General features: G+C 53.2%; 21 protein-coding genes and 1 riboswitch. Of the genes, 10 read left to right on the top strand and 11 right to left on the bottom strand.

What is annotated here, in order from left to right; translation table 11 throughout:
• Positions 1 to 68 precede the first annotated feature (68 nt).
• The 3 genes from J1778_RS18365 to J1778_RS18355 all read left to right on the top strand — a co-directional run bounded on the left by J1778_RS18365 (position 69) and on the right by J1778_RS18355 (position 2668).
• Positions 69 to 905: an AraC family transcriptional regulator gene (locus tag J1778_RS18365; RefSeq protein ID WP_217174385.1), complete on the top strand. Its 837-nt coding sequence runs from the start codon at positions 69 to 71 to the stop codon at positions 903 to 905.
• Between the two features lie 81 nt (positions 906 to 986).
• Entirely contained in the window at positions 987 to 1673 is a 687-nt protein-coding gene (locus J1778_RS18360) for a GntR family transcriptional regulator (protein WP_217174384.1), read from the top strand.
• A 146-nt stretch (positions 1674 to 1819) separates the two neighbouring features.
• Positions 1820 to 2668: a hypothetical protein gene (locus tag J1778_RS18355; RefSeq protein ID WP_217174383.1), complete on the top strand. Its 849-nt coding sequence runs from the start codon at positions 1820 to 1822 to the stop codon at positions 2666 to 2668.
• Positions 2669 to 2675: 7 nt separating this feature from the next.
• Here the strand turns inward: J1778_RS18355 and thiD are convergent, their stop codons facing one another.
• Both thiD and thiM read right to left on the bottom strand, forming a co-directional pair.
• Entirely contained in the window at positions 2676 to 3476 is an 801-nt protein-coding gene (gene thiD / locus J1778_RS18350) for a bifunctional hydroxymethylpyrimidine kinase/phosphomethylpyrimidine kinase (protein WP_217174382.1), read from the bottom strand.
• Entirely contained in the window at positions 3473 to 4282 is an 810-nt protein-coding gene (gene thiM, locus J1778_RS18345) for a hydroxyethylthiazole kinase (RefSeq protein WP_217174381.1), read from the bottom strand. The genes thiD and thiM overlap by 4 nt, the downstream gene beginning before the upstream one ends.
• A gap of 34 nt (positions 4283 to 4316) precedes the next feature.
• Positions 4317 to 4415, bottom strand: a riboswitch (TPP riboswitch).
• A gap of 176 nt (positions 4416 to 4591) precedes the next feature.
• On the opposite strand from thiM, the gene J1778_RS18340 reads away from it, so the two are divergent.
• Both J1778_RS18340 and J1778_RS18335 read left to right on the top strand, forming a co-directional pair.
• Entirely contained in the window at positions 4592 to 5026 is a 435-nt protein-coding gene (locus J1778_RS18340; RefSeq protein ID WP_217174380.1) for a GNAT family N-acetyltransferase, read from the top strand.
• 138 nt (positions 5027 to 5164) lie between these two features.
• The gene (locus J1778_RS18335; protein WP_217174379.1) at positions 5165 to 5824 is read left to right on the top strand and encodes a DUF3313 domain-containing protein; all 660 of its coding nucleotides are present in this window, start codon (positions 5165 to 5167) and stop codon (positions 5822 to 5824) included.
• Positions 5825 to 5871: 47 nt separating this feature from the next.
• On the opposite strand, the gene J1778_RS18330 is transcribed toward J1778_RS18335, so the two are convergent.
• Positions 5872 to 6765, bottom strand: a complete 894-nt coding sequence (locus tag J1778_RS18330) for a LysR family transcriptional regulator (RefSeq protein ID WP_217174378.1) — start codon at positions 6763 to 6765, stop codon at positions 5872 to 5874.
• 85 nt (positions 6766 to 6850) lie between these two features.
• Here J1778_RS18330 and J1778_RS18325 point away from each other — a divergent pair, with 85 nt between their 5' ends.
• Positions 6851 to 7624, top strand: coding sequence for an NAD(P)H-dependent oxidoreductase (locus J1778_RS18325; RefSeq protein WP_217174377.1), 774 nt, complete (start codon positions 6851 to 6853; stop codon positions 7622 to 7624).
• A gap of 92 nt (positions 7625 to 7716) precedes the next feature.
• On the opposite strand, the gene guaA is transcribed toward J1778_RS18325, so the two are convergent.
• On the bottom strand, positions 7717 to 9294 hold the full coding sequence (gene guaA / locus J1778_RS18320; RefSeq protein WP_217174376.1) for a glutamine-hydrolyzing GMP synthase: 1578 nt from the start codon (positions 9292 to 9294) through the stop codon (positions 7717 to 7719).
• Positions 9295 to 9398: 104 nt separating this feature from the next.
• Positions 9399 to 10865 carry an IMP dehydrogenase gene (guaB, locus tag J1778_RS18315; RefSeq protein WP_015689478.1) on the bottom strand — a complete coding sequence of 489 codons (1467 nt, stop codon included), beginning with the start codon at positions 10863 to 10865 and terminating at the stop codon, positions 9399 to 9401.
• Positions 10866 to 11033: 168 nt separating this feature from the next.
• Here guaB and xseA point away from each other — a divergent pair, with 168 nt between their 5' ends.
• The gene (xseA, locus tag J1778_RS18310; protein WP_217174375.1) at positions 11034 to 12407 is read left to right on the top strand and encodes an exodeoxyribonuclease VII large subunit; all 1374 of its coding nucleotides are present in this window, start codon (positions 11034 to 11036) and stop codon (positions 12405 to 12407) included.
• Between the two features lie 60 nt (positions 12408 to 12467).
• Here xseA and J1778_RS18305 read toward each other — a convergent pair whose 3' ends face one another.
• Together J1778_RS18305 and J1778_RS18300 are read right to left on the bottom strand one after the other, a co-directional pair.
• Positions 12468 to 14849: a glycoside hydrolase family 31 protein gene (locus J1778_RS18305; RefSeq protein ID WP_217174374.1), complete on the bottom strand. Its 2382-nt coding sequence runs from the start codon at positions 14847 to 14849 to the stop codon at positions 12468 to 12470.
• Positions 14846 to 16159 carry an MFS transporter gene (locus tag J1778_RS18300; RefSeq protein ID WP_217174373.1) on the bottom strand — a complete coding sequence of 438 codons (1314 nt, stop codon included), beginning with the start codon at positions 16157 to 16159 and terminating at the stop codon, positions 14846 to 14848. The genes J1778_RS18305 and J1778_RS18300 overlap by 4 nt, the downstream gene beginning before the upstream one ends.
• 214 nt (positions 16160 to 16373) lie before the next feature.
• Here J1778_RS18300 and J1778_RS18295 point away from each other — a divergent pair, with 214 nt between their 5' ends.
• The 3 genes from J1778_RS18295 to J1778_RS18285 all read left to right on the top strand — a co-directional run bounded on the left by J1778_RS18295 (position 16374) and on the right by J1778_RS18285 (position 18971).
• Positions 16374 to 17456 carry a LacI family DNA-binding transcriptional regulator gene (locus J1778_RS18295; protein ID WP_217174372.1) on the top strand — a complete coding sequence of 361 codons (1083 nt, stop codon included), beginning with the start codon at positions 16374 to 16376 and terminating at the stop codon, positions 17454 to 17456.
• A 135-nt stretch (positions 17457 to 17591) separates the two neighbouring features.
• Positions 17592 to 18626 carry a M4 family metallopeptidase gene (locus tag J1778_RS18290; protein WP_217174371.1) on the top strand — a complete coding sequence of 345 codons (1035 nt, stop codon included), beginning with the start codon at positions 17592 to 17594 and terminating at the stop codon, positions 18624 to 18626.
• Positions 18627 to 18971: a protealysin inhibitor emfourin gene (locus tag J1778_RS18285; protein ID WP_217174370.1), complete on the top strand. Its 345-nt coding sequence runs from the start codon at positions 18627 to 18629 to the stop codon at positions 18969 to 18971. It begins immediately after the preceding gene.
• Here J1778_RS18285 and J1778_RS18280 read toward each other — a convergent pair.
• From J1778_RS18280 to bamB, 4 genes are all read right to left on the bottom strand, one after another.
• A complete protein-coding gene (locus J1778_RS18280; protein ID WP_217174369.1) occupies positions 18956 to 19186 on the bottom strand; it encodes a zinc ribbon domain-containing protein in 231 nt (76 codons plus the stop codon). The genes J1778_RS18285 and J1778_RS18280 overlap by 16 nt on opposite strands.
• Positions 19187 to 19197: 11 nt before the next feature.
• Complete coding sequence (locus J1778_RS18275) at positions 19198 to 20154, bottom strand: AEC family transporter (RefSeq protein ID WP_217174368.1); 957 nt, start codon at positions 20152 to 20154, stop codon at positions 19198 to 19200.
• Between the two features lie 66 nt (positions 20155 to 20220).
• Complete coding sequence (gene der, locus J1778_RS18270; RefSeq protein WP_217174367.1) at positions 20221 to 21705, bottom strand: ribosome biogenesis GTPase Der; 1485 nt, start codon at positions 21703 to 21705, stop codon at positions 20221 to 20223.
• Positions 21706 to 21915: 210 nt separating this feature from the next.
• On the bottom strand, positions 21916 to 23097 hold the full coding sequence (gene bamB / locus J1778_RS18265; RefSeq protein ID WP_217174366.1) for an outer membrane protein assembly factor BamB: 1182 nt from the start codon (positions 23095 to 23097) through the stop codon (positions 21916 to 21918).

The raw sequence follows: 23097 nt of genomic DNA, 5'->3' as shown, positions 1-23097 counted from the left end.
CACGTCACCGGCAGTCGCCCATCCCTGTGCTACTGTCATGCTTTAACATCCCGCCAGGAGCCTGAGTTATGACTGAATCTCTCGCGTTTCCAGTAAATTACCCGTTGAAGGTTCAAAATGGTGGCTTATTCATTTCAAGGGGGATTGGCACACATCCGACCCGGAGACTCAGTTCGCATGAGTTAATTTACGTGGTCCGTGGCACCCTGTCGTTGCAGGAAGAAAATACCCGTTTTGATCTGCATGAAGGCGAAAGCTTATTATTATTTCCCGGGCGTGAACATAAAGGCTTAACCACTTTCGATTCTGACTTAAAATTTTACTGGCTGCATTTTGATTTCGTGAAAGATGTGGCAATGATTCAATCACAGCAAAATAATCCCTCTTTACAGCTGGATATTCCACAACACTGTAAAGTCAAAGACAGAGAAACTATTCTGACGTTGTTCAGATTATTTTTATATGAGCAGGAACGTGGCGGAAACTCACTTGAGCTGTTTTTGATATTACTTTTACAAGAAGTCTGCCGCGCCTGGCCGGAAAACGTCGAACCTGATGGTCCCGGCGTGGCGCTGGCGTATAAAGCCCGACAGCTGATCACCACACAATTTCATTTGCCGCTGGGTGCGACAGAGCTGGCTGAACGCTTGCATTGCAACGCAGATTATCTTGGGCGGGTGTACCGTCTGACGTTCCAGATGACACTGACCGATGCGCTGCATAAGCAACGGGTGACGGCGGCTGAAAAGCTTTTACTGGCTAATACCGGAAACGTTGCAGATGTGGCACGTCTGACCGGTTTTAATGATGTGGCGTATTTCCGGCGGGTATTTCGCAAACTGCTGGGCATCACACCCGCTGCCTACAAAAAACTGTATTGTCGTGAACATATCAATTCACAGTAATTCTTGCGCTAACAATCTCAAAATCCTGAGAAAACTCATGTTAGTATTGTGGCTTCCCGACTATAAAGACAACATTTGCCCATGACAGACTCCTTTGAATTTCTCAGTAATGTGCCGGTTAATCAGCAGATTTACCGCACCTTGCGTCAGGACATCGTCACCTGTGCTATCGCACCGGGAGCATTTCTGTCGGAAAAAGAAATATCCACCCGTTTCAACGTATCCCGCCAGCCGGTTCGCGAAGCCTTTATCAAACTGGCGGAAGCCGGACTGGTTCAGGTTTTGCCGCAGCGCGGTACCTATGTGATGAAGATTTCATCAAAACGGGTAGCTGACGGCCGTTTCATTCGTGAAGCCGTCGAAACTGCTGTGGTGCGTCGTGCGGCAATGGTCGCGACAGACAAAGATCTGGCGCTGCTCGGACACAATCTCGAACGCCAGACGCTGGCAGCAAAAAGCCTGCAGACGCAGGAATTTCTACTGCTCGACGATGAATTCCACCGCACAATTGCGCAAATCATTGATTGCAAACTGGCGTGGGAAACGGTCGAACACATTAAAGCGACCATGGATCGCGTACGCTTTTTGACGCTAAGTAAGGTGTCACCTCCGGAAAGTCTGATTGCGCAGCATTACGCCATCTTCGAAGGGCTAAAAGCACGTGACCCGGATGCCGCGGAAAAAGCCATCCGTATCCATCTGCAGGAGATGATTTCGACCATCACACCCATTGCCGAACAGAACAGCGACTGGTTTGATGCCGAATAACTGATGTCCCCTCTGATAAGCAAATTTTCTCAGACTGCAATAAAATACGCCTCACGCGACGGCGTTCAATTTTTGCGGGTTAGCCCTAAAATCTGTATGACAACTTAGTGTAAGCTGTAAACCACATCAATACCGTGGATACTCTTATGCCAGCTGCCGTCCCCCTGAAAAAAAGCTATTACAGCGCAGATCAGTCCCTTTCCCTCTCTCAACTCGATAACGAGAAAATCACGCAGATCGTGCAAGATCTGGATGTGGCTGAAAGTGAAAAAGAACATTACGTGACGGGCTGGATGGGCCAGAACAGCGTGGTGGTAGTGAGAAATTATCAGGATAAACGCGGCACTTCGAATGGACTGGTGCTATCCCGTGGCAACCGTTACAAGCTCACCGTACAGGCGATTACCTTCCGCATCCCTAAATTTTTACTGTGGGTGACCTTCCGTCGCAAACCCCGCACCATGACCGTTATTGCCTATAACAAACTCGGCGATCAGGCGACCGGCCTGCAACAATTCATCCATTTGCAGGAACCTGAGTTGCGGGAAAGGCTGGAAAGCGACTGGCGCGAGCTGAATGATTATCTCGGTATGGCCTGCTGGCAGATGGACAACAACCGCCCACTGTGGCGTCAGTTACATCAGGAAATCTCACCGCAGGCTTTGTGGACACTGGCAGAATCACCGTGGTTCAGCGGTAAAAAACTCCAAAAAGATGGCGAATTTGAAGGTCTGTGGTCCCACGAACAATTTATTGGCCGCCGCACCGGCGAGCACGCAGCATTGCTGCTGTCGTGGAAGGACGAAGAAAACGAGGAGATCGCCAGCTATCTTTTTGAACGGGTTTCAGCAAACAACATCCGCATCATGCTGCGCCCGCGTAAAGAAGAGAAATTCTATCCGCTTAACCCGTTTGACGCCGGGCATCTGCAACAGGCCCTGACGAAATTTCATCAGGCTGAACAGGCGCTGAGCGAAACCCAGCGCCGCGCTTAACCTGCTGTTACCACCAGCCGTGGAAATGGTGTACCGGCCCGATGCCGTGGCCGACTTCCAGGGAATCGGCCTGCATCAGTGCCTGTTGCAAATATTCTTTGGCTTCGCGTACGGTATCGGCCCAGTTGTTATGTCGCGGTCGCAATGCTGCCAGTGCCGCTGATAAGGTACATCCCGTGCCATGAGTGTGACGGGTGTCGACACGCGGCGCGGTAAACCGCTCGCGTGAACCGGCCATAAACAGCCAGTCAGGGCTTTCCTCATCACTCAGATGCCCGCCTTTCATCAACACCGCGCCACATCCCATCGCCAGCAAGGCTTCTCCCTGCTCACGCATTTCGGTTTCACTGGTGGCTGTCGCACACTCCAGCAACGCGGCGGCTTCAGGCAGGTTTGGCGTAATAATGGACACCTGTGGGATCAGCAAACGGCGCACGGCATCCACGGCTTCCGGCAGTAACAGCGGATCGCCACTCTTCGCCAGCATCACGGTATCCAGCACCACAAACGGCGGCTGATAATGTCTGAGCCGCTCCGCAACCACTTCCACAATCTGACTGTTTGCCAGCATGCCGATTTTCGTACTGTCGATACGAACGTCGCTCAGGACGGAATCCAGCTGCGCTGAAACAAACTCCGGCTCAATGTTATAAACCGACTGCACGCCGCGGGTATTCTGCGCCACCAGCGCGGTGATCACGCTGGTACCGTACGCACCCAGCGCCGAGAAGGCTTTCAAATCTGCCTGGATCCCCGCTCCGCCGCTCGGATCCGTGCCGGCAATCGTCAGTGCATTAATCCGTTTCATTGCCTCTCCTCCCCGTTCAGCCACTGCTCATCTATCAAATACAGATTATCGAGGAACTGAGGCGTGAAACTGCCCGGTCCGTTTGTGGCTGCACAGGCACGCTCACCGGCACATGACATCACGCGGCAGGCAGCAGCAACGTTATCCAGCCGGTCGCCCGGTAAAGCCACAAAGGCCGCCACCACGGCTGACAGGGCGCATCCGGTGCCGACAATGCGGGTCATCATCGGATGTCCGCCTGCTACGGACCGGCTGCGTTCGCCGTCAGTGACATAATCCGTTTCACCCGTGACAGCGACAATCGCGCCGGTTTTACGTGCCAGCTGTTGTGCGGCAGGTAAAGCTGACAGGGAGTCGTCGCCGCTGTCAACGCCGCGACCGGAGGCGCTGAGTCCACTGAGTGCAAGAATTTCGGACGCATTACCACGGATGGCGGCGGGTTTTCGTTTGATGAGTTCAAGACAAAATTCGGTTCGCCAGCTCAGGCCACCGACAGCGACCGGATCCAGTACCCACGGCTTTCCGGCCAGATCTGCCGCGTGAACAGCCGCCAGCATCGCATCGGCGTGAGGTCGGGTCAGCGTTCCGACATTCACCAGTAAGGCATCAGCAATGGCACTGAACTGCGCGGCTTCGGTGGGATCAACCACCATCGCCGGGGACGCACCCAGCGCCAGCAGAACATTGGCGGTAAAAGATTGCACCACATCGTTGGTCAGGCAGTGGACCAGCGGCGCAGAAAGGCGGAGTTGTTTCAGAGAAGTGGCAGCTAAAGAGCCGGGCAACAAGGTAGGTCGGATATTCATAAGACTCCCTACCGGCGCTAAAGAAGGCGGTATCAGGAGAGATACCTGACTTCCCTACGCTGGCATAATCCAGATCAGGTAATACGGGTAAAATCTCAGCCCTGCTCTGCAGCGGGCACCCCGAGTCAAGGGAGCATTATTGGCGGCGAGGGGCAGAAGATCAATCATGAATTGGTAAGCTTGTAATACTCCTTGCAGTTGCCCTGTGGAAAAACCAAATTGAACTTACCCAAAGCCGCTGGCAGTATCAGTCGTAGATTGCGCGCTCGTGACAGCAATCATCCCATCGTTTTAAAGGAGGCTTAATTTTTGTCATTACCCCTCAATATCCGGCCCTATGAGGAAGCAGATCGTCCGTTTTTACGCACGCTTTTTCTGGCCTCCCGGAAGCACACCTGGACGTGGCTGGAAGACGATTTTCAGCTGGAGGATTTCGATCGCGCAGTGATTGGCGAAAAGATACTGGTTGCAGAACGTGACGGACATTTGCTGGGATTTGTCTCGATTTTCACTCAGGAGGATTTCCTGCATAACCTGTTTGTCGATCCCAAATATCAGGGAACCGGCGCAGGTTCGGCATTGCTTCAGGCTGCGGAAGAGACGTTTACCCGTCGGGGCTCGCTGAAATGTTTAGTAAAGAGTAAAAAATCGGTCGCTTTTTATCTGTCAAAAGGCTGGAACATCATCTCTACGGGGGAAAGCCCAAAGGGCGAATACTATCTGTTTCATTCATCAAAAAAATAAATGGGGACGAAATGATTACCTCACGCAACAGTATTTTCGCGATCCTGACGGATATCAATTTTTCTTTGTAGTTAAGAGGTTAAATTCCACAGCGGTGCTATACATACTTTGTCTTCCTTAAAATTTCCGAGGGTACGAATGAAAAGAACAAAACTGATGCAGGTTGCTGCAGTCGCTGGCGCACTGTTTTTAGCCGGTTGCACCAGCCACATTACTAAGACTGAAAAATTCTCCGGTTTTTTAGGAGATTATTCCGGGCTGAAGGAAGTTAAAACCGCATCGGGTACCCCTGTACTTCGTTGGATAGATCCTTCTTTCAAGAAAGAAAATTATTCCTACATTAAATACGAACCTATTAAGTTCTATCCTGAACCTCAGCCAACTGAACAAATCAGTAAAGAGACGCTTCAGGGTGTACTCGATTACGCTAACAGCCGTATGAAACCTGCGCTCGCGGAGCGTTTGCCGCTGACCGATCACGCGGGGCCGCGTACCTTAATCTTTAAAGGTGCAATCACCGGTGTGGATACTTCTGCTGAAGGTCTGCAATTCTATGAAGTGATCCCGGTTGCCCTGGTCATTGCCGGTACTGAAACGGCGACCGGCCACCGTACCCGTGATACCGAAGTTTACTTTGAAGGTGAGCTGATTGACTCAGCAACCGGTAAACCGGTGATCAAAGTTGTCCGTAAAGGCTTCGGCAAACAAGTTTCTAACGATACACAAAAAGTTACCGCGAACGATTTGAAAGTCGTGGTCGATAGTCTGGCAAACGATACCAAGTTGTTTAACGAATAATTCTCGTCACAGCATCACAAAAAAGGCAGCCAGATGGCTGCCTTTTTTCATACCGAATCCACAATAAACTCGCGCAGCCACTGGTGTGAAGGGTCACGATGCGCGCGCTCGTGCCACACCATGTACATCTCAAAACCCGGCACATCCAGCGGCGGTTCCGTCATGTGCAAAGCAGAATTTCCACGTACCAGACGTTCCGGCAGCATCGACACCAGATCTGTCGTGATCAGCACCTGAACGACAAACAGGAAATGCGGCACCGACATTACGACGCGGCGGGATAAACCCATCGCCGCCAGCGCGATATCGGTATTGCCAGAGAAACCACCCCCATCGGGTGAAACGATCACATGTTCCAGTGTGCAAAAATCTGAAAGGGATATCTCGCCTTTCACCTGCGGATGCTGTTTTCTGCTCACCAGAACATATCGCTCGGCAAACAACAATCTGCTGTGCAGGCTGTTCATGACCGCCTCACCGGTGTGGAATGCCAGGTCCAGCGTACCCTGTTCCATTTTACGGATAATGCGCGCAGGCGACGTTTCAAAAATAGCCAGTCGCGCGGAAGGCGCGGCCACACGCAGCGCCTGCAATGCGGGTAATACAATGGTGGATTCGCCGTAATCCGCGGCGCCCAGTTTCCAGGTATTCTTCGCTGTCGACGGGTCAAAGGTTTCACCCGTCGCGACAGCATTTTCGAGAGCAGCCAGTGCCTGTCGTAGCGGTTCACGTAATTCATCGGCACGTGCAGTCGGACGCATTCCCCGCGGACCCGGCAGCAGCAGCGGATCGTCGAAAAATTCACGCAGTTTCGCCAGTTGCACACTGACCGATGGCTGTGAAAGATGACGACGCTGCGCAGCACGTGTGACGTTTTGCTCTGCAAGCAGGACATCCAGCGTCAGTAATAAATTCAGATCCAAACGCCCGAAATTACTCATCACTATACCTGTTATATGATCAATTCATTTTAACTATACCCCAGAGCGGCCTACTCTGCGTTCATCACTCACCGGAGATGTCGTCATGAATATTTTGATCGTGTATGCCCACCCCGAATCACAATCGTTAAACGGTTCCCTGAAGGATTTTGCTGTCAGTCATTTACAGGCTGCCGGGCACAATGTGCAGGTTTCAGATTTGTATGCCATGCAGTGGAAAGCCGCGCTGGATGCCGGAGACAATACCGCGCCTGCGCCGGGACCTTTCAAGCCATCGCAGGATTCTCAACGCGCCTACAAGAATGGTACGCAAAGCCCTGACATCGCCGCCGAGCAGGAAAAGTTACAGTGGGCAGACACCGTGATTTTCCAGTTCCCGCTGTGGTGGTTCTCTATGCCTGCGATCATGAAAGGCTGGGTGGAACGCGTTTACGCCTATGGTTTTGCTTACGGCGTCGGCGAGCATTCCGATAAACACTGGGGGGACCGTTACGGAGAAGGCAACATGGCCGGTAAACGCGCCATGCTGATGGTCACAACCGGCGGCTGGGAACCGCATTACAGTGCGCGGGGTATCAATGGCCCGATCGATGATTTGCTGTTCCCGATCAACCACGGCATCCTGCACTATCCGGGGTTCACCGTCCTTCCGCCGCTGGTGTTTTATCGCACCGACCGCACGGATGAAACCCGTTATGCGCACATGCGCCACGAACTGGCGGAAAGGCTGAATACACTGGACAGTACATCGCCTGTTCCATTCCGTCAGCAAAATGGCGGTGATTATGATATTCCGGCACTGACGCTAAAAGCGGACATTACGCCAGAGAGAAAAGGGTTTGCCGCGCATCTGAAATAATACTCTGAGTGATTTTCAGGCATAAAAAACGCCAGTGGATCTTGCGATCACACTGGCGTTTTTATGGGGTCAGGTTCAGCTTTCGCTAAAACTTATTCCCACTCAATCGTTGCCGGCGGCTTACCGGAGATGTCATACACCACGCGGGAAATGCCGTTAACTTCGTTGATGATGCGGTTGGAGCAGCGGCCGAGGAAATCGTACGGCAGGTGCGCCCAGTGCGCGGTCATGAAGTCGATAGTCTCTACTGCGCGCAGGGAAACCACCCAGTCATATTTACGGCCATCGCCCATCACGCCAACGGAGCGGACGGGCAGGAAGACGGTGAAGGCCTGGCTGACTTTGTTGTACAAATCAGCTTTATGCAGTTCTTCGATGAAAATCGCATCGGCACGACGCAACAGGTCGCAATACTCTTTCTTCACTTCGCCCAGCACGCGAACGCCTAAACCAGGTCCAGGGAACGGGTGACGGTAAAGCATGTCGTATGGCAGACCGAGTTCCAGACCGATTTTACGCACTTCGTCCTTGAATAGCTCTTTCAGCGGCTCAACCAGACCCAGTTTCATTTCTTTAGGCAGACCGCCCACGTTATGGTGCGATTTGATCACGTGCGCTTTGCCGGTAGCAGAAGCGGCAGATTCAATCACGTCAGGGTAGATGGTGCCCTGCGCCAGCCATTTCACTTCATCCTGCTTGCAGGCTTCTTCGTCGAATACTTCAACGAAGACGCGACCGATGATTTTACGTTTGGCTTCAGGTTCATCAACACCCGCCAGCGCAGACAGGAAACGATCTTCGGCAGCGACGTGAACGATGTTCAGGCCGAAACGGTCACCGAACATTTCCAGAACCTGATCCGCTTCATTCAGACGCAGCAGGCCGTTATCGACGAAAACGCAGGTCAGACGCTCACCGATGGCACGATGCAGCAGCATCGCGGTCACGGAGGAATCTACGCCACCGGACAGGCCAAGGATCACGTGGTCGTCGCCAATCTGCACACGCAGGCGTTCAACGGCGTCTTCGATGATTTTCGCGGGTGTCCACAGAGCTTCGCACTCGCAGATATCCATCACGAAACGTTCGAGCATACGCAGGCCCTGACGGGTGTGCGTCACTTCCGGGTGGAACTGCACACCGTAGAAGCGTTTTTCTTCGTTGGCCATAATGGCAAACGGGCAAGTCTCAGTGCTGGCAACGGTCACGAAATCAGACGGGATAGCCGTCACTTTATCGCCGTGGCTCATCCAGACGTCGAGCAGCGGTTTGTTGTTCTCGCTCAGGGCATCCTGAATATCGCGGATCAGCGCGCTTTCAGTCTGAACTTCAACCTGCGCATAACCAAATTCGCGCTCGTTTGAGCCTTCAACATGGCCGCCTAACTGCATCGCCATGGTTTGCATGCCGTAGCAGACGCCCAGAACCGGCACACCGGCTTCGAAGACGTAATCAGGGGCGCGCGGGCTGTCATGCTCGGTGGTACTTTCCGGGCCGCCGGACAGGATGATCCCGTTTGGATTGAATTCGCGGATTTGGGCTTCGGTTACGTCCCAGGCCCAGAGTTCGCAATAGACACCCAGTTCACGCACGCGGCGTGCAACAAGTTGGGTGTACTGGGAGCCGAAATCGAGGATCAGGATACGGTGCTTGTGAATATTTTCGCTCATGAGGGGGCGTTTTCCAGAAAGCAATAAAAGCGTTAAAACAACAGGTTAAATTTTCTAACAATCTTAAAAGCAGACAGCGAGCCTTTAGCTCGCTGTCTTTAGGATCAGGATCCCATGCGGTAGTTCGGTGACTCTTTGGTAATCGTCACGTCATGTACGTGGCTTTCCTGGATCCCTGCACCGCTGATGCGGACAAACTCAGCCTTGGTGCGCAGGTCGTCGATGGTAGCACAACCGGTCAGCCCCATACAGGAGCGCAGACCGCCCATTTGCTGGTGGATGATTTCTTTCAGACGGCCTTTATACGCGACGCGACCTTCGATACCTTCCGGTACCAGTTTGTCAGCGGCGTTATCAGTCTGGAAGTAACGGTCAGAAGAGCCTTTGGACATCGCGCCCAAAGAGCCCATGCCGCGGTAGGATTTGTACGAACGGCCCTGATACAGCTCGATTTCACCCGGAGATTCTTCTGTACCAGCCAGCATCCCGCCAACCATCACGCAGCTTGCGCCGGCAGCGATAGCCTTTGCGATGTCGCCGGAGAAGCGGATACCGCCGTCAGCGATAACCGGAATACCGGTGCCTTCCAGCGCTTCCACCGCATCAGAAACAGCGGTGATTTGTGGAACACCAACGCCGGTAACGATACGGGTGGTACAGATGGAGCCAGGACCGATACCGACTTTCACTGCGCTCACGCCTGCTTTCGCCAGTGCCAGAGCACCTGCGCCAGTCGCAACATTACCGCCAATGATTTGCAGATCCGGGTATTTAGCGCGGGTGGCACGGATACGTTCCAGAACGCCTTCGGAGTGGCCGTGAGAGGAGTCGATCAGCAGAACGTCAACACCGGCAGCAACCAGCGCATCGATACGTTCTTCATTGCCTGCACCTGCACCTACCGCTGCACCGACGCGCAGGCTGCCCTGCTCATCTTTACAGGCATTCGGTTTACGTTCGGCTTTCTGGAAGTCTTTTACGGTGATCATACCGAGCAGATGGAATTGCGCGTCAACGACCAGCGCTTTCTCTACACGTTTTTCGTGCATTTTTTGCAGCACGACTTCGCGGGCTTCGCCTTCTTTAACAGTGACCAGACGCTCTTTCGGCGTCATGACCGCAGTCACAGGCTGTTCCAGATCGGTCACGAAGCGAACGTCACGACCGGTAATAATACCGACCAGTTCGTTTTCTTCGGTCACGACCGGATAACCGGCAAAACCGTTAATTTCGGTGAGTTCTTTAACCTGACGCAAAGTGGTCGATGGTGTGACGGTTTTAGGGTCAGCAACAACGCCGCTTTCATGCTTCTTCACGCGACGGACTTCTTCCGCCTGACGCTCAATAGACATGTTCTTGTGAATGAATCCGAGGCCGCCTTCCTGCGCCAGAGCAATCGCCAGATTCGCTTCAGTCACGGTATCCATGGCTGCGGACAGCATAGGGATATTCAGACGGATTTTAGCGGTCAGTTGAGTACCGAGGTCGGCAGTATTGGGCAGAACTGTGGAATGGGCTGGAACAAGGAGAACGTCGTCGAACGTTAGTGCTTCTTTTGCGATACGTAGCATGGGCAATATCTCACCAAGGTGGATGCGGAAAAGATAAAATATTGCAGCGGGAGTATACAGGTGAGTAGGCATTTCGACCAGAACTATTTCAAAAACTTCTTGATTACCTTTTGCGGGCATGTAGTATCGTTCGATTAAGTCTCTGTTTTTGAATTTGATCTGGATCACATGTCACTACCTTCTTCGCCTCCTATTTTTACCGTAAGCCGCCTGAATCAGACGGTCCGACAGTTGCTGGAAAACGAAATGGGTCAGGTCTGGCTCTCCGGTGAGATTTCAAACTTCTCTCAGCCGTCTTCCGGCCACTGGTATTTTACGCTCAAAGATGACCGCGCTCAGGTCAAATGCGCGATGTTCCGCAATTCCAACCGCCGCACGACGTTCCGCCCGCAAAACGGCCAGCAGGTTCTGGTCCGCGCGACCATTACCTTGTATGAACCGCGCGGCGATTATCAGCTGATTGCCGAAAGTATGCAGGAAGCGGGCGACGGTCTTCTGCAGCAGAAATTCGATTTGCTTAAACAGCAACTGGCCGCCGAAGGTCTGTTTGATGCGCAGTTTAAACAGCCCCTGCCCTCGCCTGCTAAATGCGTGGGTGTGATCACCTCTGCCAGCGGTGCCGCGCTGCATGACGTCCTGAATGTCTTAAAGCGTCGCGACCCGTCTTTACCCGTCATTATCTATCCGACCTCCGTTCAGGGCGTGGATGCGCCAGGGCAGATTGTCCGCGCCATTCAGCTGGCTAACGCCCGCGAAGAAGTGGATGTGCTGATTGTCGGACGCGGTGGCGGCTCGCTGGAAGATTTGTGGAGTTTTAATGACGAACGCGTGGCGCGGGCGATTTTCGCCAGCCGTATTCCTGTGGTCAGCGCTGTCGGCCACGAAACCGATGTGACCATTGCTGATTTTGTCGCGGATTTGCGTGCACCGACGCCGTCTGCTGCTGCCGAACTGATCAGCCGCAATCAGCTGGAATTATTGCGCCAGATCCAGTCGCAACAACAGCGCCTTGAAATGGCGATGGATTATTATCTCGCGCAACTTGCGCAGCGCTTCACGCGCCTGAATCACCGGCTGCAACAGCAGCATCCACATTTACGTCTGGCGCGCCAGCAAACCACACTGTTCAAACTGCGCCGTCGTCTTGATGAAGCTATGCAAAACCAGTTGCGTCAGATGCTGCGCCGCACCGACCGTTTACAGCAGCGCCTGACCCAACAGCAGCCGCAGCCGCGTATTCACCGCGCCCAGCAAAGGGTGCAGCAGCTTCAGTATCGCCTGCAACAGGCGATGTCATCACAGCTTACTGAAAGCCGTCAGCGTTTTGGTACCGCCTGTACACAGCTTGAAAGCGTCAGTCCGCTGGCGACCCTCGCCCGCGGCTATAGCGTGACGACTACGCCACAAGGCGCATTGCTGAAGAAAACCACGCAGACCGCGCCGGGCGATACGCTTAAAACACGTCTGGCCGATGGCTGGATTGAAAGTGAAGTGAAATCGATTGTGGTGGAGAAGAAAGCGCGGAAACGTGCGGTTAAATAAGCGTTGGATTTAAAACCCCCTTCCGGCCTCCCCCTTCACAGGGGGAAGCGATTGAATTAATTACAGATTATAACTTTCCTTCCGTTCACCATTCACCCAAACTTCACGCGCCTCGCCTTGCGGAAGCACGATGTTCAGGGCAGTCCACGCAGGTTTGAAATCGCCGCGCTGCGTCAGCGTGATACTGATTCGCTGATCGTCACTCACAATATCCCAGTTCAGCCACAGCGCATGATTCTGTTCCCAGCGATGGCTTTCGCCGTCATCCTCGAACAACATCCCTGACGAGGTCGCCTGACCCGGCGCCGGAAATACGTGCAATTCACGCAGCGTATCTTTGCTGGCATCAACATGCGCCAGACGACAGGATTGAGGCAGTGCAGCGCCCGCGCGAACCAGGAGCGGCAGGCGATCCAGTGGCGCCTTCAATGTGATTGTCTGACCACCGGCAAACCATTCACCGGTATAGAAATCACACCAGCCAATTCCGTTATCCGGCAGGTAAACATCACGTTCACGTTGTCCCTCATCCACCACGCTGGCTACCAGCAAATCACGCCCCATCAGGAAATCATCGGTTTCCGCAAAGGTGTTTTTGTCATGCTCGTGATCGAGGAATGTCGGGCGCAGCATGGGTTCATCATCTGCATGAGCCTGCCATAACAAGGTGTAGAAATACGGCAGCAGGCGGTATCGCAGACGGATGGCGTCGCGGATAAGCGGCGTGACCTGCGGATACATCCATGGCTCATTCACGGTGTGATCGTCATTCCAGGAGTGAATGGTGAAACGCGGATGCATCACGCCGTTTTGTACCCAGCGGACGAACAATTCGGCATCAGGCTTATCCCCTGAAAAACCGCCGACATCGTGCCCGACGTTGTACAAACCGGACAAACTCATACCGATGCCCATGCGCGTGTTGTAGCGCAGTGTCTGCCAGCTGGTGCGGTTATCGCCGCTCCAGGTTTGTACGTAACGCTGCATCCCGGCACAACCGGAACGTGAAATCAGATACGGACGGGTTTCCGGTGCAAAACTTTGCTGCGCTTCAAAAGACGCGCGCATCATCAGCAACGGCATCACCGGACGAATATGTTTGATGGCGATAGACTTGCCAAAACCGTGGCAACGCGCATCGCTGTCCCAGACTTCGTATTCGTTATTGTCGTTCCAGGTCGAGCCGATACCTTTTTCCAGCAACTGATGTGTCACGCCTTTTTGCCACCAGCGAATGGCAGAAGGATGGGTGAAATCGAGATGCGACCCTTCGTCATCCCAGAACACAGAGCGTTCCGGCACGTTGTCTTCGCTGTCGCGGATAAACAACCCCTGTTCCGCCACCTGCCCGTACTGCGGGTGATCCTGCAACAGACACGGTTTGATGTTAGCTGCGAGACGAATACCGGCGTCAAGAAACGCCTTCGACATCACTTCGGGTTCCGGCACTTTGTCGTAGTTCCAGTTAAAGACATAACGCTTGTTGCCGATCGACGTGTAACCCGATGAAAGCTGGAACGAATCGCACGGAATTTCATGTTGCTGACACAGCGTGATGAATTTCATCAGTTGCTGCTGGGCGTCCGGCGCATCAGTGTAATACATGGTCGAGCCGCTGTAACCGAGGCTCCATTTTGGGCCAAACGTGGTTTTGCCGGTCAGGCGCACCAGCTTTTTGGTGACTTCCAGTGACGTCGGGCCGATGAACAGGTAGTAATCCAGATCGCCCGCTTCAGCACTGAAACGGCGGTATGGCAGATGGTAATTATCCAGTTCATTGCCGAGATCTAACCAGACGTTGCTGAGATTGTCGTAGAACACGCCAAAACTCACTTCATTGCGGCGCGTCAGGGTAAACGGAATATGTTTGTACAGCGGATCGGTGCTGGCGGCGTTATAGCCCATCGCATCGAGATTACGCATTTCGAAGCGACGACCGCTGCGGTTGAGGTCGCCGGCTTTTTCGCCCAGTCCGTACACGCCATCCTGCGCCTCACGCAGCTGATAGTGCGCCGATGCGTCATTTTTAACACCGAGCATATACGCGCCGGTTTTGCGATCTTTCACCAGCGGTTGCCAGGCACCGGCCTCATTTTTATATTCCCACTCGAGCCACAAAGGCTGATGTACCGTAACGCGCAGCGCGTCAGTGGTCAGTGTCAGACAATCGTCGCACTGTTCCAGCTGATAGCCTGGTAAGGAAAAACCTTCGTTGCTCAGTCTGTCACGCCCTTCCCAGGGCACATCGTTCAGGGGCGCGATACTATTTTGGGGTGCGATGCTCCAGGTACGATCCAGCGCCAGTTCGCCGTTGCGCTGAATGAACACACGAATTAAACCTTGTTCGAGCACGCGCAGAGAAAACAGATGTTTGCCATCCACGCGCAAATCCACACCTGCGTCATGCTGCCCGGCAAACTCCCAGTGTTTTAACGTCTTCATACACTCTCCCTTTTTGCCGGATTGCGGCGTTCAGCGATCAGGGCAATCAGGAAGACTGCGCCAATCAAATCAAAGAAACCCATCGCGATAAACAGCGGATTGAAACCCATTTTGTCGGCAACTGCGCCGATCAACAGTGAAAACAGGAAGCTGGCGATCCATGCGGAAGAACCGCGCATACCATTGACCGTCGCTACCTGATTTTTATCGAATGTCTCCACCACTACCGCGCTTAACATGCAGGAAATCACCTGATGACCGAATCCGCCGATGGAGATCAGGGCAATCGCGGCGTACGGGCTTTGTGTTACGGCGACCAACGCCAGCGAGAGCATCAGGAATGCGCCGGTAACAGAACTGGCGACAATGGAGTTGATGCGTGTGCAGCCAAAGACTTTCCGGTACAGCGTGGTGAGATATCCGCTGGCAATACTGCCCAGATCGGCGGCCAGGAACGGCAGCCAGGCAAACATCACGATGTGTTTTAAGTCCATCCCGCGTTCGTTGGCGAGATACAGCGGCACCCAGAAACTGAATACAGCCCATGCGGGTTCGGCCAGAAATGCCGGAATGGCGATACCGTAGAATTTCTTGTTTTTACAAACAATTTTCAGCGATTTGATAAACGGCAGACGCGTCTGTTGTGGTTCGTTATCGGAACGGATCAGCGCCAGTTCCTCTTTACTTAAGTTCGGATGCGTTTCCGGTGAGTGGTAGAACTTCCACCACAACAGAACCCACAGCATCGACAGCACACCGCAGAACAGGAACGCTCCGCGCCAGCCAAATGACACATGCGCGACCAGAATAATCGGCGGCGCGAGCATGGCACCAATCGAGAAGCCTACGCCTGCCCAACCCGCAGCAATCGGACGCTCCTTACGCGGAAACCAGTCAGAAATCGCTTTGGCGTTTGCCGGTGTAGCGGCAGCTTCGGCGCTGCCCATAAAGAAGCGCAGTACGGCAAGTTGGATCCAGCTGCCCGCCCCCGCGTGCATCATGCAAACGACCGCCCAGATTGAGGCGCAAATCAGAAAGCCCAGCTTCAGGCCAATCACGTCAATCAGCCAACCGCATAAAGGCTGGAAAATGGTGTATGCCGCCTGAAACGCCGCGACGATGTAAGAATATTGTTCAGTGGTCATGTTCAGGCTGGTTTTCAGTTCAGCCGCCAGCAGACCCAGAGAATTTCGCGTGACGTAGTTGACCGTCACGCCAAGAAGAAACAGCGCCAGCATCCACCAGCGTAACGCTTTTATTTTCCTGCGTTCTGCAACCGCAGCCGTCCTGGTATTTATTTGAATTGTCATGTCCGCTCTCCCACCCGTCGGCCTGGCCGCAGATGATGTGTTATGTGAGGTACTTCTGCAGAGTAGGCAGCCGGATTTGTGAGTGAAACGTGATTTTTTGCAAAAGCTTTCACGCTATAACTGCGAAACAAAGTGAGAGCAGATAAAGCTGAACCGACTCCCGCCTTTTTGCGGTGAAAAATTTTGCATGGACGATTTTGAAGGAGATCACAGTTTGAAAGGAAAGTTAAATATCCAGCAAATTGCCGACCAGACAGGGTTATCGATCAGCACCGTTTCACGGGTTCTGGCCGGTAAAAATAACACCAGCAGCAAGGCACGCGATCGCGTGCTGGAATGTGCAAAATCACAGGGCGTGCTTAATGAGCTTTCAACCGGCAGGCTGATGCTGAACAACATTGTGATTTTCGCCCCTGCCCGCGCCTTCGATGCGCGCAGTGATATTTTTTATTACAAGGTGATCCAGGGCATTCTGGCGACCATCGCCCGTCATGAAGTGCGTGTTCGCTACTGTGCGCTGGATGAAGAAAACGCCGACGCCGCACTGTTCATTGCCAAAATGACCGATCCGCAGACTGAAGCTATATTGCTGGTGGGTATAGACGATCCGCATATTCACCAGCTCGCTGCCGAGATCGGGAAACCGTGCGTATTACTTAACTGCTATGACCGCTTTATGCGTCATGACAGCGTGAGCCCCGATCATCAGACGACGGGTGATTTTGCCTGCGATTATCTGTTTTCACAGGGCCATACGCACATAGTGACCGTGCAGTGCCTGCGCCGCCATACGATGGAACTGCGTCTGACCGGTATCAAACAGGCATTTGCACGCCATCATCAGACGTTCTGCGACAAGCAGCATTTGATTAATACTTCCGGATTTGGCGCGCAGGAAAGTGAACGGGCGCTGCTGGAATATCTGGATGCGTTATCGCCGGATCAGCCCTTTCCTACCGCCATACTGACCGGTGGCGATTTCATGGCGTCGGGTATTGTAGCCGCATTGTCGAAACGCGGTCTGTCCGTACCGGGCGATATCAGCATTATCAGCACCGATGGCTTTAACCTGGCGGAGATCCACGACGTTCCGCTGACCTCTGTGCATGTTCCGCGTGATGAACTGGGCGCAGAAGCGATTGCTTTACTTCAACGCCGTATGCTCCGACCTGACGCCCCCCAGACCACGCAGTTATTACAAGGAAAACTGGTGGTACGGGCTTCGGTCAGAAAAGCCTCAGGACGTGCCGTGACATCCCATCCGCATAAATTGTATGACCTGCAGCCGGACAGATAAATCTCAACTTTTGCGGACGCGACGCTGAGCAGGCCTATACTGACGTTGATGGCGAAACATTAGCCGTCTTTCAGTATCCGATGATCAGAACACCTTTCTTTCACCTGCGGGTGAGCCTTGATAAGGAGATTCACGATGAGTCATAGTTCAGCGAAGCGTTACAACAGCGTTATCCCGCCCTACATGCTTAACCGTATTATCGAACACGGATCAGAACCTCAGCGTCGTTGCGCGAAACAGACACTGGTGCATGTAAATACCCTGATGGCACAGCCATACGCCAAACCCCAGAAAATTGTGACCGCCAAAGCAGGTCAGGTTGAGCGTGATATTTACGATGCCAAAAATACCACCCAACTGCCGGGGGAATCGGTTCGTAAAGAAGGTCAGGCCAGTAACGGCGATGTCGCCGTGGATGAAGCTTATGATTATCTCGGCGTGACGTATGATTTCTTCTGGCAGGCCTACAAACGCAACTCGCTCGATGGCAAAGGGCTGGCGCTGCCCGGTACTGTTCACTACGACAAAGGTTATCAGAACGCCTTCTGGAACGGGCAACAGATGGTCTTTGGTGACGGCGACGGGGAAATCTTCAACCGGTTCACGATCGCCATTGATGTCGTGGGACACGAGCTTTCCCACGGTGTGACGGAATCTGAAGCCGGTCTGAACTATAACGGACAATCGGGTGCGCTCAATGAATCCCTGTCAGACGTGTTTGGCTCGCTGGTGAAGCAGTTCCATCTCAGGCAAACTGCCGATAAAGCTGACTGGATCATTGGTGAAGGCTTGCTGGCAAAAGGCATTCACGGCACCGGCCTGCGTTCAATGTCCCATCCCGGCACGGCCTATGACGATCCTTTACTCGGCAAAGATCCGCAGCCTGCCGACATGAAAGGCTATGTAAACACCCGCGACGATAACGGCGGTGTACATATCAATTCAGGGATCCCTAATCGCGCATTTTATCTGGCGGCCACTAAACTGGGGGGGAACGCCTGGGAGCGAGCGGGTTACGTCTGGTATGACACGGTCTGCGATAAATCCCTGTCGAAAGATGCTGACTTTGTCGCCTTCGCACAGCTAACGGTCAAAAACGCGGGCAAACGCTTTGACGATGCAGTTGCACAAGCGGTTCGTGAAGCCTGGGAGCAGGTTGGAGTGATGTAAATGAAACCTTTAGATTCGCTGGAAAGTAATACGGTAATTGAAATCTACCGTGAGGGAGGGGTTGCTTTTATCCCCAAACTCAGCGGACCGCGACGGGTTGAGCTTTCGGGCATGAGTGATGACAAACGGCGGGAAATTTGCCAGCTCATCAACAAAGCCTTGCCTTATGCTCAGGAAAAAGAAAACGCTGGTCGGGGTGACCAGCGTTATTTCCGTCTCGAAATTTATTACGCGTCGGCAGATCATTCCGCCAGTCTGGTGGTGATTATTCCCGAAACAGAGACTCCCGAAGAACTGGTGGAGTTATGGAAACAGGCCCCGCCCGATGATCACTCTTGCGAATAAGGCGAATACGTAAACGTTATCCATTTTTTAGAAATCATCCCGTGCCCGTTTTGGCAGAAATAATCCACCGCGCCGCAGGCTTTCAGTTCCTGCAACGGTTGCTGACAATCCGGGCATAATGCCGTTTGCTGATAATCGGTATGGCACGCATCACAATGAAAGTGACCGCTGACCCAGCTCATTGGCTGGCCGCAAGCCGGACAGAACGCATCCATCGTATTCCCCTCTAAATGACGCCCAGCGTCCGCAGTAAATACAGACCCAGCGCAGTCGTGAAAAATGATCCCAGCGTCGTGACGGCAATAATATTGGCCGCCAGCGTAGCATTACCGCCCATCGCACGGGTCATGACATAGCTACCCGCCGCCGTGGGTGTACAGGAAAAGAGAAATATAACGCCGAGCGCCGCGCCGCGAAAGCCAAACAGCCATGCGCCGAAGGTCATCAGCGCAGGCACGAATATCACGCGTGAAGCTGAAGACCAGGCCGCCACGTTTGAGCTGCGAAACATCGCTTTCCAGTCGAGGCTTGCTCCGGCACACAACATCGCCAGCGGCAAAGCCATACCTGAAATAAAATCACCGGTGCTGGCAATCGTCGCCGGCATCGGTAAATGGCTGTACTGAAACGCCAGCCCCAGCACCAGACCGATGATCAGCGGATTGGTGACGATGCCATGCATGATGGGTTTAAGGCCGATACGTTTGCCCTGCCCGCCTTTCAGGCTGCGGGTCAGCGTAATCACGGACAGCACGTTAAAGAGGATTACTGTGACCGCCAGATACATCGACCCCAGCGCGATACCCTCACTGCCAAACGCCAGCGAGGCATAGGCCAGCCCCGCAATACCGGTATTTGCACGAAATCCACCCTGCACGAAAATGCCGCGCTCACGGGGGTCTTTCACCAGTTTAATCGCCACCAGTTCCAGCAGCAGAAAGGTCACGACGGTACCAAGGCCACCATAAATGGCGAGCGGCAGATTAGAACCGGAGGAATCGTGCCCTTGCGCCACGCTGAAGAAAAGCAGGCAAGGCAGCGCAATATTGAACACCAGACGGCTGGCTTTTTCGTTAAAACTGTCATCCATCAGGCCAGTGCGGCGTAAAAACACGCCCAGCAGCAAGATCAATAAATTGGGAACCGTAACGCCAAACGCAAAACTCCAGGTCTGCCAGAACATCCAGCCAGCTCCTTGCGGGAAAATAAAGACAAAAAAATGGGGTACATTTTCATGCACCCCATTCGTTTAGGATTTGTTTTTCAGGTGCTGCATCAGACGTCGGCGCTTGCGCTGCTGGTGAGGAGAAAGCGAGTTTTTCTTGCCTTCATACGGATTCTCACCTTCTTTGAACTGAATGCGGATTGGAGTACCCATCACTTTCAGTGAACGGCGGAAATAGTTCATCAGATAGCGTTTGTAGGAATCAGCCAGATCTTTCACCTGGTTACCGTGGATAACCACGATTGGCGGGTTATAACCGCCGGCGTGGGCATATTTCAGCTTAACGCGACGACCGTTAACCAGCGGCGGCTGGTGATCGTCAGCGGCCATCTGCATGATACGGGTCAGTAAGGAAGTACTTACACGCGTGGTCGCACAGATATACGCTTCGTTCACTGATTCAAACAGGTTACCTACGCCGCTGCCGTGCAGGGCAGAGATAAAGTGGATACGCGCGAAATCAACGAAACCAAGGCGCAGTTCCAGCTGATCTTTCACCTGCGCACGCGCTTCTTCGTTCATGCCGTCCCACTTGTTGACGACAATCACCAGTGAGCGCCCGCTGTTAAGAATGAAGCCTAACAGTGAGAGATCCTGATCGGAAATACCTTCGCGGGCATCGATGACCAGCATCACCACGTTGGCGTCTTCAATCGCCTGCAATGTTTTGATTACCGAGAATTTCTCAACGGTTTCAGTCACTTTTCCGCGCTTACGCACACCGGCGGTGTCAATCAGAACGTACTCACGCTCGTCACGCACCATCGGGATATAAATACTGTCACGGGTCGTGCCCGGCATGTCGTAAACCACGACACGTTCTTCGCCCAGAATACGGTTAGTCAGTGTGGACTTACCTACGTTCGGACGCCCCACGATAGCCAGTTTGATTGGCAGAGACTGCGGGTCGAAATCGTCTTCCACGTCTTCAGGGATTTCATCGCCGGTGCCTTCCTGCTCAGCCCAGTAAGCGGCATTCGCCTCTTCTTCGGTGAGTTCGACTTCTTCCGGTTTTTCGCCCACGAACGGGATCAGAACGTGTTCGATAAGCTGCGTGACACCACGACCGTGGGAAGCAGCGATAGCATAGACTTCGCCCAGACCCAGCGAGTAGAAATCGCCGGTGGCGCTGTCCGGATCCAGACCGTCCGTTTTGTTAGCGACCAGGAATGTGGCTTTCTCACGGCTGCGCAGGTGCTGAGCAATGCCCTGATCGGCAGGCATCAGACCCGCACGGGCATCGACCATGAACAGCACGATATCCGCTTCTTCGATAGCGAGCAGAGACTGCCCTGCCATGCGGGTTTCAACGCCGTCTTCGGTACCGTCGATACCGCCGGTATCCACGATGATGAATTCATTACCCTCAATTTCGGCACGACCATACTTGCGGTCACGCGTAAGCCCCGGGAAATCCGCAACCAGCGCGTCACGCGTTTTGGTTAAGCGGTTAAATAAAGTGGATTTACCCACATTCGGGCGCCCTACAAGCGCAACGACAGGTATCATTTTGAAGCCTCAGTTTTTTTAATATGGTGCAAAACGCAAATAGCTGGTCTGCAGAATTTCAATACAAACCACTATAATTCAAATTGTTACAGCGCAATCGGTTTAAACCCGTTACGCAGATTTCAGAATACGAAACGGCCCCTGAGCAATTCAGGAGCCGTTTTAAAGCCCGGGATCAACCGATCTCAGAGGCTGACGCAGGTCGCGGTATTAGCGGGTGAAGGAGTAAACTTCGCCACCTTTCGCCTGCACAACCAGCTTGTCACTGGCCACAATCGGTCCGCTCAGGAAGCCATCACTGTCGACTTTCTGCTGAGCCACAAAACGACCATCTGTGGTGTTAATCCAGTGCAGATAACCTTCGGAATCACCGACCACAATGTAACCATTATACAACACCGGGGCTGTCAGGTTACGGTGCAATAATTCACTCTGACGCCACACGCTGACACCGCCCTGGGTATCAAGTGCCATTACGCGGTCATCCTGGTCAACCATATAGATACGGCCGCCATCGACAATAATGTCGTTGACTGAACCTACATCGCGTTTCCACATGATCTGGCCAGAACGAAGATCCATCGCCACCAGGCTGCCGTTATAGGCCAGTGCATACACGATGCCATCAACGATAACCGGTGTGGTATCCACATCGCTCAGACGGTCAATTTCAGTTGTACCGGTAGTCTGAGAGATACGTTGTTGCCAGATCAGCTGACCTTCTTTCATCAGCACTGCGCTGACACGACCGTTGTCACCACCCACGATAGCCGCACCAAACGCCACGGCCGGAGCCGATTCGCCACGCAGGGAAAGCGTTGGCATATCGAGGTTAGCGGTCCACTGGATAGTACCATCGGACTCACTCAGCCCCTGCAACATACCGTTGCCGGTATGCACCAGAACCAGACCATCGCTGACGACAGGACGGGAAAGCGCTTCACCCGCAACTTTAGTCTGCCATGCCACGGTACCGTCAGAGGTGTTCAATGCGTACACCACGGCTTTCTCGCTACCGACATACACATGGCTACCGGAAACCGTCAGGCCGCCGGAAAGTTGTGCTGAAATATTGCTGGAGAAGAAGCCGGTCTTTTCAGACAGATTCACACTCCATTTTTCTTTACCGCTGTCAGCGTCCAGAGCTTTAACCACACCAAAACGATCGGCAGCATAAATTGTGTTGTCTTGCCAGGCCGGACGCAGGTTGGAGTAGAAATCGCCTACACCGTCGCCCACAGATTTGCTCCAGACTTTGGTCGGAGTAAACTGATTCTCAACTTTTGGCAGCGGAGACATTTTTACTACGTCTTCTTCGCTGTTAAACAATGAACAGCCACTCAGCAGGGCAACTGAAACCCATCCTACCAAGAGTGTTTTACGCAATTGCAT

Origin of the sequence: Rahnella bonaserana, assembly GCF_019049675.1 — a bacterium.
In the GTDB taxonomy this organism is placed as follows: Bacteria; Pseudomonadota; Gammaproteobacteria; order Enterobacterales; family Enterobacteriaceae; genus Rahnella; species Rahnella bonaserana.
This window is presented reverse-complemented; position numbering and strand designations above follow the sequence as displayed.